General features: G+C 73.4%; 12 protein-coding genes. 5 read left to right on the top strand and 7 right to left on the bottom strand.

Annotated features, from left to right (window positions below):
- Positions 1-261: 261 nt before the first annotated feature.
- Positions 262-648 carry a PLD nuclease N-terminal domain-containing protein gene (locus tag ASG28_RS14015; protein WP_043596920.1) on the top strand — a complete coding sequence of 129 codons (387 nt, stop codon included), beginning with the start codon at positions 262-264 and terminating at the stop codon, positions 646-648.
- 198 nt (positions 649-846) lie between these two features.
- Here ASG28_RS14015 and ASG28_RS14010 read toward each other — a convergent pair whose 3' ends face one another.
- The 4 genes from ASG28_RS14010 to ASG28_RS13995 all read right to left on the bottom strand — a co-directional run bounded on the left by ASG28_RS14010 (position 847) and on the right by ASG28_RS13995 (position 5,861).
- Positions 847-2,538: a glycoside hydrolase family 13 protein gene (locus tag ASG28_RS14010; RefSeq protein WP_055976297.1), complete on the bottom strand. Its 1,692-nt coding sequence runs from the start codon at positions 2,536-2,538 to the stop codon at positions 847-849.
- 76 nt (positions 2,539-2,614) lie between these two features.
- The gene (locus ASG28_RS14005; RefSeq protein ID WP_054145132.1) at positions 2,615-3,541 is read right to left on the bottom strand and encodes a carbohydrate ABC transporter permease; all 927 of its coding nucleotides are present in this window, start codon (positions 3,539-3,541) and stop codon (positions 2,615-2,617) included.
- Positions 3,541-4,479, bottom strand: a complete 939-nt coding sequence (locus ASG28_RS14000; RefSeq protein WP_055977712.1) for a carbohydrate ABC transporter permease — start codon at positions 4,477-4,479, stop codon at positions 3,541-3,543. Before ASG28_RS14000 ends, ASG28_RS14005 begins: the two co-directional genes overlap by 1 nt.
- Before the next feature lie 95 nt (positions 4,480-4,574).
- Complete coding sequence (locus ASG28_RS13995) at positions 4,575-5,861, bottom strand: ABC transporter substrate-binding protein (protein ID WP_200925347.1); 1,287 nt, start codon at positions 5,859-5,861, stop codon at positions 4,575-4,577.
- Positions 5,862-6,022: 161 nt separating this feature from the next.
- On the opposite strand from ASG28_RS13995, the gene ASG28_RS13990 reads away from it, so the two are divergent.
- Both ASG28_RS13990 and ASG28_RS13985 read left to right on the top strand, forming a co-directional pair.
- On the top strand, positions 6,023-7,384 hold the full coding sequence (locus ASG28_RS13990; protein ID WP_055976294.1) for an ROK family protein: 1,362 nt from the start codon (positions 6,023-6,025) through the stop codon (positions 7,382-7,384).
- Between the two features lie 127 nt (positions 7,385-7,511).
- On the top strand, positions 7,512-8,168 hold the full coding sequence (locus tag ASG28_RS13985) for a hypothetical protein (RefSeq protein WP_055976292.1): 657 nt from the start codon (positions 7,512-7,514) through the stop codon (positions 8,166-8,168).
- Positions 8,169-8,306: 138 nt separating this feature from the next.
- Here the strand turns inward: ASG28_RS13985 and ASG28_RS13980 are convergent, their stop codons facing one another.
- Positions 8,307-8,915: a TetR/AcrR family transcriptional regulator gene (locus ASG28_RS13980; RefSeq protein ID WP_055976288.1), complete on the bottom strand. Its 609-nt coding sequence runs from the start codon at positions 8,913-8,915 to the stop codon at positions 8,307-8,309.
- A gap of 78 nt (positions 8,916-8,993) precedes the next feature.
- Here ASG28_RS13980 and ASG28_RS13975 point away from each other — a divergent pair, with 78 nt between their 5' ends.
- Positions 8,994-9,791 carry an SDR family NAD(P)-dependent oxidoreductase gene (locus ASG28_RS13975; protein ID WP_055976285.1) on the top strand — a complete coding sequence of 266 codons (798 nt, stop codon included), beginning with the start codon at positions 8,994-8,996 and terminating at the stop codon, positions 9,789-9,791.
- Positions 9,792-9,927: 136 nt separating this feature from the next.
- Here ASG28_RS13975 and ASG28_RS13970 read toward each other — a convergent pair whose 3' ends face one another.
- On the bottom strand, positions 9,928-11,538 hold the full coding sequence (locus ASG28_RS13970) for a glycosyltransferase (protein WP_055977706.1): 1,611 nt from the start codon (positions 11,536-11,538) through the stop codon (positions 9,928-9,930).
- Positions 11,535-13,832 carry a glycosyltransferase gene (locus tag ASG28_RS13965; protein WP_055976283.1) on the bottom strand — a complete coding sequence of 766 codons (2,298 nt, stop codon included), beginning with the start codon at positions 13,830-13,832 and terminating at the stop codon, positions 11,535-11,537. Before ASG28_RS13965 ends, ASG28_RS13970 begins: the two co-directional genes overlap by 4 nt.
- A 219-nt stretch (positions 13,833-14,051) precedes the next feature.
- Here ASG28_RS13965 and ASG28_RS13960 point away from each other — a divergent pair, with 219 nt between their 5' ends.
- On the top strand, positions 14,052-15,308 hold the full coding sequence (locus ASG28_RS13960; protein WP_055976280.1) for a polysaccharide pyruvyl transferase family protein: 1,257 nt from the start codon (positions 14,052-14,054) through the stop codon (positions 15,306-15,308).
- Positions 15,309-15,332: the final 24 nt, after the last annotated feature.

Below are 15,332 nucleotides of genomic sequence, written 5' to 3'. Positions count from 1 at the left end.
CGGTTCTCCTCGTTCGGGCGGACCGACCCACCTTACGATCGGAGCCGCCCGCTGACCAGGGGTGGAGGCGAACTTTCAGGAGCTGTACCCTTCGAGGTCGACCGGCACCGCGCCTCCTGACCGGGGTCGCTCGCCGTGATGCCGATGACGCCACCGCCCACCCGACGGGCCCGCCACACCCGGAACGACGGACGGGCGGCCCCCGGTCACCCCACCTCGCGGGGGTTCCGTCCGGCGGGCGGCACCCCCTACCCTCGGGCCGTGACCTTCGTGCTGGCTGCCCTGCCCCTGCTGCTCATCGTGGGGGCGCTCGTCGACATCGTCACGCGCCCCGAAGGCGACGTGCGACACCTGCCCAAGGGCCTGTGGATCATGATCGTGCTTTTCCTGCCGTTGATCGGCAGCATCGTCTGGTTCGCCGCCGGCCGCGAGTACGGCCGACGCGTCGAGCAGATCGGCCCGCGCGACCAGAGCCGGTACCACGAGGCCGCGGCCCGCACGCTCGACCACCGCGTCCGTAGCACCGAGCAGCAGCTCGCCGACCTCGACCGCGAGGCCGAGCACTACGAACGTCTCGCCCGCCTGGCGAAGCTCGAGGCCGAGGTCGAACAGCGCCGGTCCACGGCCGGCGACGACGTCCCCGCCTGACCGGCACCGAACCTCCCGGCCGGCGGCGGACCCGCACGCAGAAGCGGGCGGGTCCGCGGCGGGCGGGCGTCCGAAGACGCCCGCCGACCACGAACACGCCCGCTCAGCATCCAGGAGGCGCGGGGCACCGCCCCGGGGACGACCGACCCCAGCCGCGCAACCAGACCGGCGTCAGCCCACCCCCGGGAACGGCCGACCTCAGCCGCGCACCCAGGCCGCCGTCTCGCCCGGCAGCTGCCCGGCGTCAGTCAGCGGCCCGCTCGCGACCAGCACCTCGCCCGAGCCCAGCCCGAGCGCGGCCAGGTCGACGGGCTCGGTGCCGAACACGCACACCACGTGCCATCCGCCGGGACGGACGAAGTGCAGCACGTCGTCGCGACCGTCGACGGGCAGCCACTCCAGCGTCTCGTCGGTCTGCAGGTCGCGCCGCGCGGCGAGGGCCGCACGGTAGAGCGCGAGCGTCGACGTCGCGTCGGCTTCCTCGGCCTCGACCGAGTACTCGCCAAACCAGCTCGGCTGCGGCAGGTGGGCGTCGCCCGGGCCGAAGCCGAACGACGAGCCCGACCGGGTCCACGGCAGCGGCACGCGGCAGCCGTCGCGGCCGATGTCGACGCCGGGGTTGCGGAAGAACGACGGGTCCTGGCGCTCGTCGGCGGGGATGTCGGCGACCTCGGGCAGCCCGAGCTCCTCACCCTGGTAGACGTAGGCCGACCCGGGCAGCCCGAGCATGAACAGCGACGCCGCACGGGCCCGACGCAGGCCGGTCTCGACGTCGACCTCGGGCGAGGTGCCGCCCGAGAGCAGCCACTCGGCGCCCTGCTTGACGTCACGACCGTCGAGGGCGGGCAGGCCGTAACGGGTCGCGTGGCGGACGACGTCGTGGTTCGAGAACACCCACGTCGTCGACGACCCCGAGGCGTCGGCCGCGTCGAGGTTGTAGGTGATGATGTCGTGGAACTGCGTGGCGTCGAAGTCGGCCTCGAGCAGGTCGAAGTTGAACGCCTGGCCCAGCCCCTCGGCGCTGGCATAGCGGGCACGACGCGACGGCTCGACCCAGGCCTCGGCCACGGCGATGCGCGGCGGGTCGTACTCGTCGAACACCTCGCGCCACGTGGCGTAGATCTCGTGCACCTCGTCGCGGTCCCACAGCGGGTGGTCGCCGTCGGCCTTCGGCAGCGCGTCGAGCTCGGCCCTGGACGGCAGCACCTCGGGCAGGCTCTTCGCCAGCCCGTGGGCCACGTCGACGCGGAACCCGTCGACGCCGCGGTCCGACCAGAACCGCAGCGTGGTCAGGAAGTCCTCGCGCACCTCCGGGTTGTCCCAGTCCCAGTCGGGCTGCTCGCTGGCGAACGAGTGCAGGTACCACTGGCCGTCGGCGACGCGGGTCCAGGCCGGGCCGCCGAAGATCGACGTCCAGTCCGAGGGCGGCAGCTCGCCGGACTCGCCGAGACCGTCGCGGAAGATGTAGCGCGCCCGGGCGGGCGATCCCGCGGGGGCGGCCAGCGCCTCCCGGAACCAGACGTGCCGGTCGGACGAGTGGTTCGGCACGAGGTCGGCGATCACGCGGATGCCGGCGGTGTGCAGCGCGTCGATCATCTCGTCGAACTGCGCCAGCGTGCCGATCTTGGGGTCGACGTCGCGGTAGTCGTCGACGTCGTAGCCGCCGTCGGCGAGGGCCGACGGATAGAACGGACTCAGCCAGACCGCGTCGACGCCCAACTGCTGCAGGTAGGGCACCGCCGCCGTGATGCCGGGCAGGTCGCCGATGCCGTCGCCGTTCGAGTCGGCGAAGCTGCGGGGGTAGATCTGGTAGACCGCCGCCTGGCGCCACCAGGTCGGGTCGTCGGTCAGCAGCTCGGTCGAGGGTGCGGTGCGGAGCGTGTCGGTCATCGTGGAGCGGGGTCCTCTCGGTGGTGGTGGGTTGTCCGGAAGGTCAGGAGGCGCGGGTCGCGCCCCCGACGGACGCCTACTTGATCGCGCCCTGCGTCACGCCCGCCATCACCCAGCGCTGGGTGAAGAGGTAGACGACGATCGCGGGGGCCATCGCCATGAGGTACGAGGCGAAGGCGACGTTGTAGTTGTTGCTGAACTGCGTCTGGAAGATCTGTTGCAACACCGGCAGGGTCTGCAGCGACGGGTCGGCCGTGATCAGCGACGGCATCGCGAAGTCGTTCCACGAGGCCAGGAAGGCGAAGATGCCGACCGTGGCGCTCATCGGAGCGAGCAGCGGGAAGACCAGGCGCCAGAAGACCTGCCACGTGGTGGCGCCGTCGAGCCGCGCGCTCTCTTCCAGCTCTTCGGGCAACGACCGCAGGAACGCCGTGAACAGCAGGATCGAGAACGACAGCTGGAACATGACGTGCAGCAAGGCGACGCCGGCGGGGTTGTCGAGGCCGACGATGCCGGTCAGCTTGATCTGCGACAGCGCGACCACCGGGAACGGCAGGAACATCGCGGCGAGCAGGTAGAAGAACGAGAAGCGGAACAGCTTGCGGTCCCAGTTGCGCGAGATCGCGTACGACGCCATCGACGCGAGCACCACCGTGCCGACGACGGTCGCCGCCGTGACCAGGGTCGAGATGCCGAACGCCCGCGGGAAGTCGGTCAGCTGCCAGGCGGTCGCGAAGTTCGAGAAGTCGATCGGTGCCGGCAGGCTGAACGCGTTGCCGTCGACGGCCTGCGCCGTCGTCTTGAGCGACATCGTGATGGTGACGTAGATCGGGATCAGCACGGTGATCGTGCCGAGCACGAGCAGCGCGGTGACGAGACGGTTCGGACGTTCCCGACCGACGCGACCGCGTCGACGACGGGTGACGGCGTCGGCGTCGCGACCCGCGCCTCCCGGGGTGGGGGCCGGCGAAGCGGCCGGGGTGACGAGTGCGGTGTTCGCCATCAGACGGCCGCCTTTCCGCGGGTGATCCGGAGTTGGACGAGCGCGATCGCGACGGCGATCACGAAGAAGATGGTCGCGTTGGCCATCTGGTAGGCGTAGTCGCCACCGGTGAAGCCCGTGAAGATCGTCATCGCGATGCTGCGGGTCGACGTGCCGGGGCCGCCGTTCGTCAGGCCGACGATGATGTCGTACGAGTTCAGGAAGTTCTTGAAGCCGATGATCGTGTTGATCAGGACGTAGCCCGCGATGAGCGGCAGCGTGATCGACCGCAGCTGCTTCCAGCCCGAGGCGCCGTCGAGGCTGCTCGCCTCGTAGACCTCGCCGGGGATGGCGAGCAGGCCCGCGATGTAGATCAGCAACGTGCTCGGGATCGCCTGCCACGCGGTCACGACGACGATGCCGATCCAGGCGGTGTCGGCGTTCGCGAGGATGCTGTCCTGCAGCCCCGGGATGCCGAGCGAGGCGCCGAGGGCGGGCAACGAGTTCGAGAAGAGGAACTGGAAGACGAACGCGATGATGATGCCCGAGATGACCATCGGGATCACGAACACGGCCCGCAGCGCCGTCTTCGCCTTGATCTGCGAGGTGAGGCCGATCGCCAGCAGCAGCGCGACGACGTTGACGGCGATCACCGTGACCAGCGCGAATCCCATCGTGAAGCCGTACGAGCCGAGGATCGCCGGGTCGGTCGCCATCGCGAGGTAGTTCGTGATGCCGACCATGTCGAACTCGCCGAAGCCGATCGAGTTCGTGAAGCTGTAGAAGACTCCCATCACGGCCGGCAGCGTGATCGCCAGCGAGAACAGGACGAGCGTCGGCACGAGGAAGAAGTAGAAGACCGGGTCGACGCGCTTGCCGCGACGCCGGGGGTTGCCGGCCGTGCTGCCGCTCAGCGAGGCGCGGGCGCCTCGCGCGGCCGTGGGGGTGGTGGTGGCCATCGGGTCTCCTTCGACTCGGGCGGTGGTCGGGGTGGCGGAGCCCGCGGTGCGGCCCGTGGTGCGTGCCGTGGCGCGGCCCGCGCCGTCGATCGCGCTCATGCGCGGAGCGCCAGACGGCGCCAGTCGGCGTCCATGGTGCGGAGAGTGCCCTCGACGCTGGCGCCCGTGACGATGCCCTGCACGTAGTTCTCGGCGGGGATCGTCAGCGGGATCGCCTTGGAGGCCCCCTGGTAGAACCGCGCGTCGTCGTAGTAGCTCTGCATGCCGACGATGCGCTCGTCGGTCACGGCGGGGGCCGACCTCGTGGTGCCGAACGCCAGGAAGTCCCGGTTGTAGGCGTCCTGGATCTCGGGCTGCATGAGATAGGTCAGGAACTCGCGGGCGGCGTCCTGCTTGCGCGACTGCTCGGGCACCCACAGGGCCAGGTCGAGGTTGACCCGCACCTTGCGGTCGGCCGGGTCGTCGGTCATCGGCAGGGGGAACGTGCCGACCTTCGCCTCGGGGTTCGCCTTCGTGATCTCACCGAGTGCCCACGGCCCCTGCATGAGCATCGCCGCCTCGCCCTGGGCCATGGCGAGGTTTCCGTCGCCGTAGCCGCGGCTGTTGCGGTTGTCGTTCGACAGCCGGCCGAGCTGCACCATGCGCTCGACGGGTTCGCGGAAGTCCTTCTCGAACGAGACCGAGCCGCCCTGGCCGACGCTCGTGCCCTCGGCGTTCATCTTCTCGTAGAAGGCCGCGACGTCGAGCGAGCCGCCGGTCGTGTAGTCGAACAGGCCCTGCGCGACGGTCCACGGTTCGCGGAAGGTGCTGTAGATCGGCGTGACGCCGGCCGCCGTGAAGGTGTCGCACGCGGCCAGGAACTCGTCCCACGTGGTCGGCACCTCGACCCCGAGGTCGGCGAAGATCTGCTGGTTGTAGATCACCGACGCCGCCGTGATCGAGTACGGCAGCACGCTCGTCCGGCCGGGGTAGGTCGCGTACTGGTCGACGAGGCTCTGCACCTCGGGGCGGATCGTGCCCGCCTCGGGCAGGTCGCCCAGGTCGCTCAGCGCCCCGCGCTCCATGAAGCGGGCCATCTCGAGGTTGTACGTGAAGGCCGCGACGTCGGGCGGGTTGCCCCGGACGAAGCCGGCCGAGATGCCCGAGGTCGAGTCGTGGATCACCCGGACCGCCGACTGGGACTCGTTGAACCGCGAGACCAGGTCGGAGAAGTACGGGATCGCCTCGGGCTTGGTCGCGTAGAAGGTGATCTCGGTGCGCCCGCGGCCCGAGCCGGACGGAGCGCAGCCGGCGAGGAGGAGCGCCGCCCCGGCGGCACCGATCCCGCCGAGGAGGGTGCGTCGGCTGAGGCCGGCACCGGAGGGCAGTGGGGGTGTGGGCACGTCGTCGTCTCCCGGGTCGCGACCCCGACGACAGCGTCGGGACCGAGTTGATCTGGTGTGTAGATTTAGACCCTAGATCAATTCGGGTCGTGGCACCATGGGTCGTCGTCGAAAAGATCCGCCGTGTCGCGAGACACCGGCCACAGCACGAGGAGGCGCGGGTGGCGCTGAGCACCGGGGTGTCGTCGCCGAGCCTGCTGCGCCGCATGAACGCGGCCGAGGTGCTGCGGCACGCGTGGTCCGTCGACGCCGTCACGGCGAGCGACCTGATCGCCCTCACCGGACTGACCCGGTCCACTGTGCTCGGGGTCTGCGACGACCTCATCGACCACGGCTGGATGGTCTCGCTCGCCGACGCCCGCTCGACCGGCGAGTACCGCAAGGGCCGCCCCGCGCGGCGCTACGCCCTGGCCCGTTCCGCCGGGCACGTCGTCGGAGTCGACGCCGGCCAGCACCAGCTCACCGCCGTCGTGGCCGACCTGCGGGGCGACGTGCTCGCGCGGGCCGTCCGCCGCATCGACCCCTGCGGCTCGGCCGACGACCGCCGACGCATCGTGTCGGCCCTGGTCGACGACACCCTCGCCTCGGCCTCGCTCGCCGACGACGACGTGCTCGCCGTGACCGTCGGCGTCCCGGCCCCCACCGACGCCGAGGGCCGGTCACCGGTCGAGGCCGGCGCCGACTTCTGGGAGCTGATGAACCCGGACTACGTCGGCCTGTTCGCCCCGCGCGGCTGGGCCGTCGTCGTCGAGAACGACGCGAACCTCGCGGCGGTCGCCGAGGCCGCGGCGCGCGAGGTCGGCGGCGTGCGGCGCGCTGGTGCCGCGAGTGCGGCTGGCGACGCTGGCGATGCAAGCGACGCTGGCGATGCAAGCGACGCTGGCGCCGGCGCCGGCGTGCGCGGTGCCGGCGTGCGCGGCGACGGTGGGGCGGGGCCCTCGTTCGTGACCCTGCTGGCCGGCGAGCGCTTCGGCGCCGGGTTCGTGCTCGACGGAGCCCTCGTGCGGGGCAACCGCGGTGCCGCGGGCGAGATGCGCCTCCTCGACCTGGTCGACGGCGTCGGTTCGGCGGACGGGATCGGCGCCGTGCTGCGGGACTGGGCCCGGGCCGCCCGGGCACTCGGCACGGTGCCCGAGTCGTCTCCGTTGTGGGCGGTGCCGCTCGATCGGCTCGACGCGGCGGCCGTGCTCGCCGCCGCCGACGCGGGCGACCCGGCCGCCCTGCGCCTGGTCGAGCGCATGGCCGAACGGTTCGGACGCGTCTGCGCCGTGCTCAGCGGCATGCTCGACGTCGACCGCATCGTCGTCGCCGGGGCCGTGGCACCCTCGATCGGCCTGCTGCTCGAGCGGACGACCCCGTGGCTCAGCCGGTTCACGCACCGGGCCGCGCCCGAGGTCGTCGCCTCGACACTGGGCGACGCGGTCGTGACCACGGGCGCCGTCGAGCGTGCCCTGGCGCACGTGCGCGGCCACGCACTCGAGCTGACGCTGCCGGGTGCGGCGGACGCGACCCGCGCCTCCTGAGGTCTGATCGGCCCTGCTGCCCGGGCCCTGCTGCCGGGCCCTTCCGTGCGAGATGTCACGACATGCCGCTCACCTTCGGGCGTGAGCGGCGAGTCGTGACATCTCGGCAGGCCAGTAGGCTCGCGGGATGGTCACCGTCGTGCTCCCCTGGCGTCCGCAACCCAGTCGCGTGGCGGCGTTCGAGGTCGTGCGCGACTGGTACGCCGAGGCCCTGCCCGAGGCCGAGATCCGCACGATCGACTCCCCCGACCCGGTGTTCAACCTCGCGCAGTGCCGCAACCTCGGCGTGGCCGGCCTGGCCGACGACGAGGTCGCCGTGATCGGCGACGCCGACACCCTGCCGCAACGCGAGCCCCTGCTCGCGGCGATCGAGGCGGCGCGCACGAGCGGCCGGGTGCACCTCCCTTACACCGAGTACCACTGGCTGGGACGCGACGGCACCGCGCAGGCGGCCGCGGGCACCCCCCTCGAGCGGTGCGACTTCGAGCTCGTCCGCGGGGCCTGCTCGGGGGTCTACGTGACCCGCGCCTCCTCGTGGCGCAGTCACGGCGGGCAGGACGAACGCTTCCGGGGCTGGGGCTTCGAGGACGCCGCCTGGTACCTCGCCCACACCACCCTGCTCGGCGAGGCCCCGCGCCGACACGAGGGCATGGTCTTCGCCCTGCACCACCAGGCCGAGGTGCGCGAGGGGCCGCAGTACGACGCCAACGCCGCGCTGATGCAGCGGTACCGCGACGCGTCGGTCGGCGCCGACGCGATGCGCGCGGTCGTCTTCGGCGGCTAGGCCGGGCCACCCTGCCGGTCGAGATGTCACGACTTGCCGCTCACCTTCGAACGTGAGCGGCACGTCGTGACATCTCGCCAGGGCGAGGGGGAGAGCAGGGCGGCAGGAGGCGCGGGGGGCCTCCGGGGACGCCCCGCGTCAGTCGCGGCGGACCGTGTGCAACGGGCCGAGCGCATGGTCGAGTGCGGCCTCGAGCGGCCACCCTGCCCGCTCGGACTGGCTGAGCAGCAACCCGCCCTGGATCGCGGCGATGATCGCCGTCGCCACGCGCACCGGATCGGCCGAGGCGTCGACCGACCCCGCGGCCTGCAGGCGCCGGATGCCCGTGGCCAGCTGCTCGCGCCAGGCGTCCCAGCTCTCCTTGACGGTGCGCTCGACCTCGGCGTCGGTGGCGGCGACCTGGGCCGCGAGCGTGCCGATCGGGCAGGCCCAGCGACCGAGGCTGATGTAGTACTCGACCAGGGCGGCGCGCCAGCGCTCCCACGACTCCCAGGTGCCGAGGTCGTGGATCTCGGGCTCCTGCGCCTCGAGCAGCTGCCGCCCCTCCCACTGGGCGACCTCGTGGATCAGCTCGGTCTTGCCCCCGGGGAAGTAGTGGAACAGCTGGCTCTTGCTGGTCAGCGTCGCGGCCCGCACGGTGTCGAGCGTCGTCCCGCCGATGCCCGCGGCGAGGATCTGCCGGCCGGTCTCGTCGATGATCCGCTGGCGGGTGAGCCGTCCGCGCTCGGTGATCTTCGTGTCGTCCACGAGGAGAGCCTAGCCCGACTGGACCCTCTGGTCCAGAAAAAGTGGACTCGACGGTCCAGTCTGTGCTAGCAATGGACCATGCAGTCCAATCAAGAAGTCCTCGACTCCCTTCCCACCGACGACCGCCTGGCCGGTCGCACCGCCGTCGTGACCGGCTCGACCAGCGGCATCGGCGAGGCGATCGCCCACGTGCTCGCCGCCTCCGGTGCCACCGTCGTCGTCAGCGGCCGAGACGCCGCCCGGGCGCGGCGCGTGGTCGACGCGATCACCGCCCGAGGTGGCTCGGCCCACGCCGTGCCCGCCGACCTCGCCGGCCCGTACGCCGATCTCCGCACCTTCGCCGCCACGGCGACCGAGGTCCTCGGCGGCCGTGTCGACATCCTGGTCAACAACGCCGGCGTCTACCCGACGATGCCGACCGACGCCCTCGACGACGCCGACCTCGACGCGATCCTGGCGACGAACGTCCGCGCGCCGCACGTGCTCGTCGGCTCCCTCGCTCCGGCGATGGCCGAACGCGGATCGGGCTCGATCGTCAACATCGGCTCGTGGATGACCCGGGTCGGGGTGCCGTTCGGCGCCATGTACACCGCGTCGAAGGCCGCGATCGAGCAGATGACCCGCACCTGGGCGGCCGAGTTCGGCCCCCGCGGCGTGCGCGTCAACAGCGTCGCGCCCGGTGCGACGTCGACGCCGGGCAACGCCGAGTCGGCGGCGATCCTCGACGCCCTGACCGCGGCCACTCCGGCCGGTCGACCCGTGCGTCCCGTCGACATCGCGTACGCGGTGCGCTACCTGGCGTCGGACGAGGCGACCTTCGTGCACGGGGCCCTGCTCGACGTCGACGGCGGCATCCTGAACACCCGGACGATGTAGGCCGACCCGCGCCTCCTGCCGTCCGGGCCTCGGACGGACCGTCGAGATGTCACGACGCGCCGCTCACCTTCGAAGGTGAGCGGCACGTCGTGACATCTCGGCAGGCGGGGGGACCAGGAGGCGCGGGCCAGGTCGGTCAGTCGCGCCCGGTGAGTGCCGCGTGGGCTCGTGCCCGTCCGGGCGTCTCGCGCAGGGACGCCGCCAGACCGGCCAGGCGCCCGGCCGCACCGGGGTCGCGCGTCGGCAGGTCGAGCACGTGCCGCAGCGCCTCCGCCAGTTCGTCGACGGTCGCCGTGTTCGGGGCGAGCGCGACGCCCACCCCGGTGCGCTCGAGGGCCGCGGCTCCGGCGAACTGGTCGGTCGAGAACGGTAGGACGACGACGGGCACGCCCGCGGTCATCGCCTCGGTCACGCTGTTGTTGCCGCCGTGCGTGACGGCCGCGGTCGCCGCGTCGAGCAGGGTCACCTGCGGCAGGAACTCCCGCACCAGCCAGTCGGCCGGCACCTCGCCGAGGTCGGCCCGGTCGCCCGAGCCGAGCGCGATCGCGGCCCGCACCCCGACGCGCCGCAGGGCCTCGGCCACGCGCCCGAGCACGTCCGACCTCACCGACAGGAAGCTGCCGAAGCTGACGTAGACGAACGGGGCGGCGGCCGGTGCGGGTGCGGGTGCGGCCTGGTCGCCGGCGGTCGCGAGGGCGGCGGCAGGTGCGGGTGCGGGTGCGGCCTGGTCGACCGCGGATGCGAGGGCGGCGGAGGACGCAGGGTCGACCGCGGGGTCGGCTTCGGCGTCCGGCACGGCGTCCGGCACGGGGTCCGGCGCGGCGCCGGCGGCCAGCCAGGCGGCGACCTCGGCGTCCACGGGTTCGGCCCGCACGGCCGAGCCGAGCCAGACGTGCGGCGGCAGCAGGGCCTCGCGCGCGGGGTCGGCGAGCTCTCCCGGGTAGTTGTAGAGCAGCAGGTCGCCGTGCTCGCCGAACGCGCTCGTCGACGGCGGCAGGTGCGGAGCGAGCTCGGCCAGTGCGGCGTTCCACTCGGCGGTGAACGAGGCGTCGACCCGCTCGCACAGCTCACGCAGCCCCGCGATGCCCTCGGGCGCGGACTCGGACCCGGACCCGGACCCGGGTCGCACCACCGATGTGCTGTCGAACCACGCATGTGGGTGGTTCGACACCACATCGGTGGTGCGTCCTGCATCGCCGACGGGCCGTGCAGCACCGGCACCGCCGAACGCCGCGGGCCACTCGGGCGGGCACCCGTAGACCTCGTCGCCCACGGGCAGCGCGGTCGGGTGCCCGAGCACGACGTCGGCGAACGGCACGCCGCCGGCCACGAGCGCGAGCCGGGCGCTGAACGCGAGGTGGTCCACGACGATCTGGTCGGGCTGCACGGCAGCGACCACGTCGAGCACGGCCCGGGCCGTCGCGACCGGCTGCCACATCAGGTCGGTGAGACGTTCGCGCGCCTGGTACGAGAGCGTCTCGACCATGCCGAGCCGGGTGGCGTCGAAGAAGCCGCGCAGCGAGGCGTCCTCTTCGGCCACCTGCTCCTCGGCGCGGATCACCCCGGGGTTCGAGCCGCGCCCGAGCTGCAGGTGCACGCGCTCGAAGCCGAACGACTCGACGATGGCGGCGGTCGCCGGGCCGGTCGCGACGACGACGCGCTCGCCCCGGTCGCGCCACTCGGTGGCCAGGGTCGCGAGCGGCAGCAGGTGCGACGCGTAGTCCGGGCTGATGACGAGCAGGGTCATCGTGCGCTCACGCTCCACTCGCGCTGTTCGAGTTCGTCGTGGTGCACCGTGTCGTAGACGCCCGACAGCGACCGCGCCATGGCCTGGATCGTGAAGGACCGCTCGACGGTGTCGCGTGACCGGGCCGCGCGCGCCTCCGTGGTCTCGATCGAGGCCGCGGTGAGCGCCTCGCCCATCGCCTGGCGCAGGGCGTCGACGTCCCACGTGCGGGTGAGCCAGCCGGTGTCGCCCTGGCGGACGTAGGTCGAGGGTCCGCCGCCCTGCGGCGCGACGACGAGCAGGCCCGAGCCCATCGCCTCGAGCAGGGCGATGCCGAACTCCTCTTTCAGGCTGCCGCAGACGTAGACGCCGCACGGCGCCGCGAGCCCGGGCAGCCCGAAGCGGGCCGCGGCGACCCAGCGGGCGACCGTGTCGTTCGGCCGGTGGCCGGGCAGCAGCAGTCCGGAGGCGCGGTGCCGGTCCGCGGGGACGATCGCGTCGATCAGGTCGAGCTGCTCGCGCTCGTCGGCGCTCGGGTGCTCGAGGTCGCCGCCGATCAGCAGCAGGTTCGCGCGGTCGCGCAGCGACACCCCGTCGGCACCGGCCGCGTCGGCACCGGCCCCGTCGGCACCGGCCCCGTCGGCGGCCCACGCCTCGACGATCGTCGCCATGCCCTTGACCCGGTGCAGGCGTCCGACGCTGACCAGCAGCGGCAGGCCGCGGCGCTCGGGCGGCAGGGTCTCGAGCAGGGCGCGCAGCTCGGCGAGCGGCGGGGTCGCGGGCAGGCCCGCGGCGTGCTCGGCGGCCTCGGCGACCGAGCGGTCGACCACGTCGAGGTCTATGCCCTCGGGCACGATCGTGTGGCGCTCGGGGTGCGAGGTGACGTCGATGCCGACCAGCTCGCGCATGTCGCGTTCGAGCTCGGGCCGGGGGAACAGCACGGTGTGCGACGCGTTCGAGGCGAGCTGCTGCACGAGCCGCGTGCGGAACCAGAAGTGCTCGACCTCGTCGACGTCGCCGAACGTCTCGCGGGTCAGCGCACCCGACAGGTCGAGCGACTGGATGACGGCGTGCGGGTCGGGGGCGACCGTGAACACGACGGGGATGTCGAGCTCGCGGGCGACGTCGGCCGCCGCGAGGCTGCCCACGTCGGCCATCCGCAGGTGCAGCAGGTCGACGCCGCCCGCGGCGCGCAGCACCCGCCGGATGCCGCGCCGGGCCGCGACGCGCAGCGGCCACGCGGTCGCCGACGAGACGGGGTCGCTGAGCAGCGGCACGCGCCCGTAGACGTGTCCGGAGGCGCGGGTCGCCAGGTCGTGGACGCTCGCGACCGCCGCGTCCGCCGACCCGCGCGACAGGGTGACGACGCGGGCGACGCGGGGGTCGTCGAGGACGTGCGCCGCGCCTCCTGCAGGGAGCACGCCGCCCGCGGCGAGCGCGTCGCCGAGCCGGACGAGGAGTGTCGCGATGCCTCCGTTGTCGCCGCTGCCGGCGTGGGTGAGGCCGGCGTCGATGTCGGCGTGCAGGAAGAGCTGAGCGATCGTGAGGCCGTCGCGCCCGGCCGGGTGGTCGCCGTCGGGTCCGTCGTCGAGTCCGCGGTCGCGCACGCGGTCACCGTCGGGCACCTCGTCGGGGGCCGAGAGGTCGATCGCCGAGAGGCGCGCGACGTCGCCGAGGTAGCCGTCATGGCGGGCGAGCTCGTGCACGACGGCGGCGACGGCCTGGTCGCCGCGACGCTGGCCGAGGGCCGAGACGGCGGCGACGCGGACGTGCTCGTCCTCGCCCCGGTCGCGGGCGATCGTGAGCAGCGGGCGCGAGGCGATCCGGGCCCGCACGAGGCCCAGCGTCTCGACCAGGCGGTACCGGGCGTCGGGCTCGTGCACGCCGATCAGGGCACCCTCGAGGGCGACCCCGACCACGGCGGGGGCGGCCGACGACCACTGCTCGAGCGTGCGCTGGGCGACCATGCCGGTGAAGCCTCCGGCGACGACGAGCCCGATCAGCCGACCGACGGTGTCGTAGCGGGGCAGCCGCTGGCTGAGCGCCGAGGCGGCGTGCTCACGGAGGAAAGTGCGGTCGCTCGACAGCAGGTCGCTCAGCACGACGTCGGCCTGCTCGTCGAAGACCTGCGCGAGGGCGTTCGTCGCCGCGATGGCGACGAGCTGGTCGTCGCTGCCGAGGGCACCGCGCAGCACGCGGATCGTCCGGGCCCCGCCGGTGCGCGCGGCGTCGAGCGCGAGGTCGTCGGCGAGGCGCATCGAGTCGACCAGGCGGTCGGCCTCGTGGATCGCGTCGAGCGAGGTCTGGATGCCCATGGCGGTGCCTCTCGGGTGTGGCGGGGTGGCGGTGCGGTGCCCGGCGCGCGGCGCACCGGGGCGACCCGGGAGCCCCGGGCCTGGTGGAGCCTATCGCCGCCCGGTGACCGGCCGGTGCGGGGCCGGTGCGGGGCCGGTGTGCTCGGTGCCGCGGGGGTCCGGTACCGTCGTGGGCGGCATCGATCCCGCTGCCGAGTCCCGCAGCGAGAGGTCCCACCCGTGCGAATCGTCACCATCGGAGACGTCGGCGTGCTCGACGGCATGGTCCACATCGGCGACGAGGCGATGTTCCACGAGGCGACCGTGCAGCTGCGCGCCCGCGGTGCCACGATCACCGGCGTCTCGTCGAACCCGGCCGAGACCGCCGAGCGGTACGGCGTCGACGCCGTCCCCGCGATCGGCTTCCACCCCGCGACCACCGGCGGCCGGCTCGGCCAGCGCGAGCGTCGCGCCCGCGTGCTGTCGGCGATCGACGGAGGCGCGGGTCACCTCCCGCAGGACGACCCGGCCTGGCAGGTCGTCGAGGCCGTCCGCGAGGCCGACGGCGTGCTCGTCGCCGGCGGCGGCAACATGGCCTCGCTCTGGCCGATGCACGTCTACGAGCGGAACACGCTCGGGCTCGTCGCCCGACGGTTCGACAAGCCGCTCGTCGTCAGCGGACAGACCATCGGACCGGTGCTCGAGGGCGAGGACCGCGAGCTCGTCACCGAGCTGCTCGACGCCGCCTCGCTCGTCGGGCTGCGCGAGGGCGCGTCGCTCGAGCTGGTGCGGACGCTCGGCGTCGACCCCGCGAAGACCGTGGGGACGGTGGACGACGCGAGCTTCCTCGGGTTCGACGCCGCGCCTCCTGCCGGGGGTGTCGCCGACGCCTCGGGTGTCGCCGGCGCCGTGGGTGCGGCCGGCGCGCAGGCGCCGTACCTCGCCGTCAGCCTGTCCGCGCACGTGGGCGACGCCGACCGCGCGGCGTTCGCCACCGCCGTCGCCCGACTGCTCGATCGGGTGGCGGACGAGGCGGGACTCGAGGTCGTCTTCCTCGCGCACTGGGCGTCGCTCGACCCGACGGAGGAGCGCGGCGACTCGCTGCTGCACCGGGCCGTCCTCGACCGGCTGACCGTGCCCGCGCGGGTCGAACCCACGACCGACTCCCCCGCGGCGGCCCGCTTCGCCCGCGGGGCGGCACTGCACCTGACCAGCCGCTACCACCCGGCCGTGTTCGCCGTCGCGGGCGGCGTGCCGACGGTCGGGCTCGCGGTCGACGACTACACGACGATCAAGCTGACCGGGGCGCTCGGCAACTTCGGGCAGACGAGCGTCGTCTCGGCCGCGCAGCTGCTCGCGGGCGAGGCCGACGCGGTCGCGCTGGCGGCGTGGTCCGGACGCGACGCCGTGCGCTCGGCGTGGGCCGAGCGTCTCGACGGGACCCGCACGGCGTCGGCCGCCTGGTGGGACCGGGTCGCCGGCGCGCTCCGCGGCTGACGCGCCCCGCCGCGCACCGTCGGG

Origin of the sequence: Frigoribacterium sp. Leaf415, assembly GCF_001424645.1 — a bacterium.
GTDB lineage: Bacteria > Actinomycetota > Actinomycetes > Actinomycetales > Microbacteriaceae > Frigoribacterium.
The sequence above is the reverse complement of the archived record's forward strand: the minus strand, read 5'-3'. Positions and strand labels throughout refer to the sequence as shown.

Excerpts from the sequence above, each read along its gene's own strand:
- ASG28_RS14010 (WP_055976297.1), bottom strand. The coding sequence starts at position 2,538 with ATGACCGACACGCTCCGCACCGCACCCTCGACCGAGCTGCTGACCGAC.
- ASG28_RS14005 (WP_054145132.1), bottom strand. The coding sequence starts at position 3,541 with ATGGCGAACACCGCACTCGTCACCCCGGCCGCTTCGCCGGCCCCCACC.
- ASG28_RS14000 (WP_055977712.1), bottom strand. The coding sequence starts at position 4,479 with ATGGCCACCACCACCCCCACGGCCGCGCGAGGCGCCCGCGCCTCGCTG.
- ASG28_RS13985 (WP_055976292.1), top strand. The coding sequence starts at position 7,512 with ATGGTCACCGTCGTGCTCCCCTGGCGTCCGCAACCCAGTCGCGTGGCG.
- ASG28_RS13975 (WP_055976285.1), top strand. The coding sequence starts at position 8,994 with ATGCAGTCCAATCAAGAAGTCCTCGACTCCCTTCCCACCGACGACCGC.
- ASG28_RS13970 (WP_055977706.1), bottom strand. The coding sequence starts at position 11,538 with ATGACCCTGCTCGTCATCAGCCCGGACTACGCGTCGCACCTGCTGCCG.
- ASG28_RS13965 (WP_055976283.1), bottom strand. The coding sequence starts at position 13,832 with ATGGGCATCCAGACCTCGCTCGACGCGATCCACGAGGCCGACCGCCTG.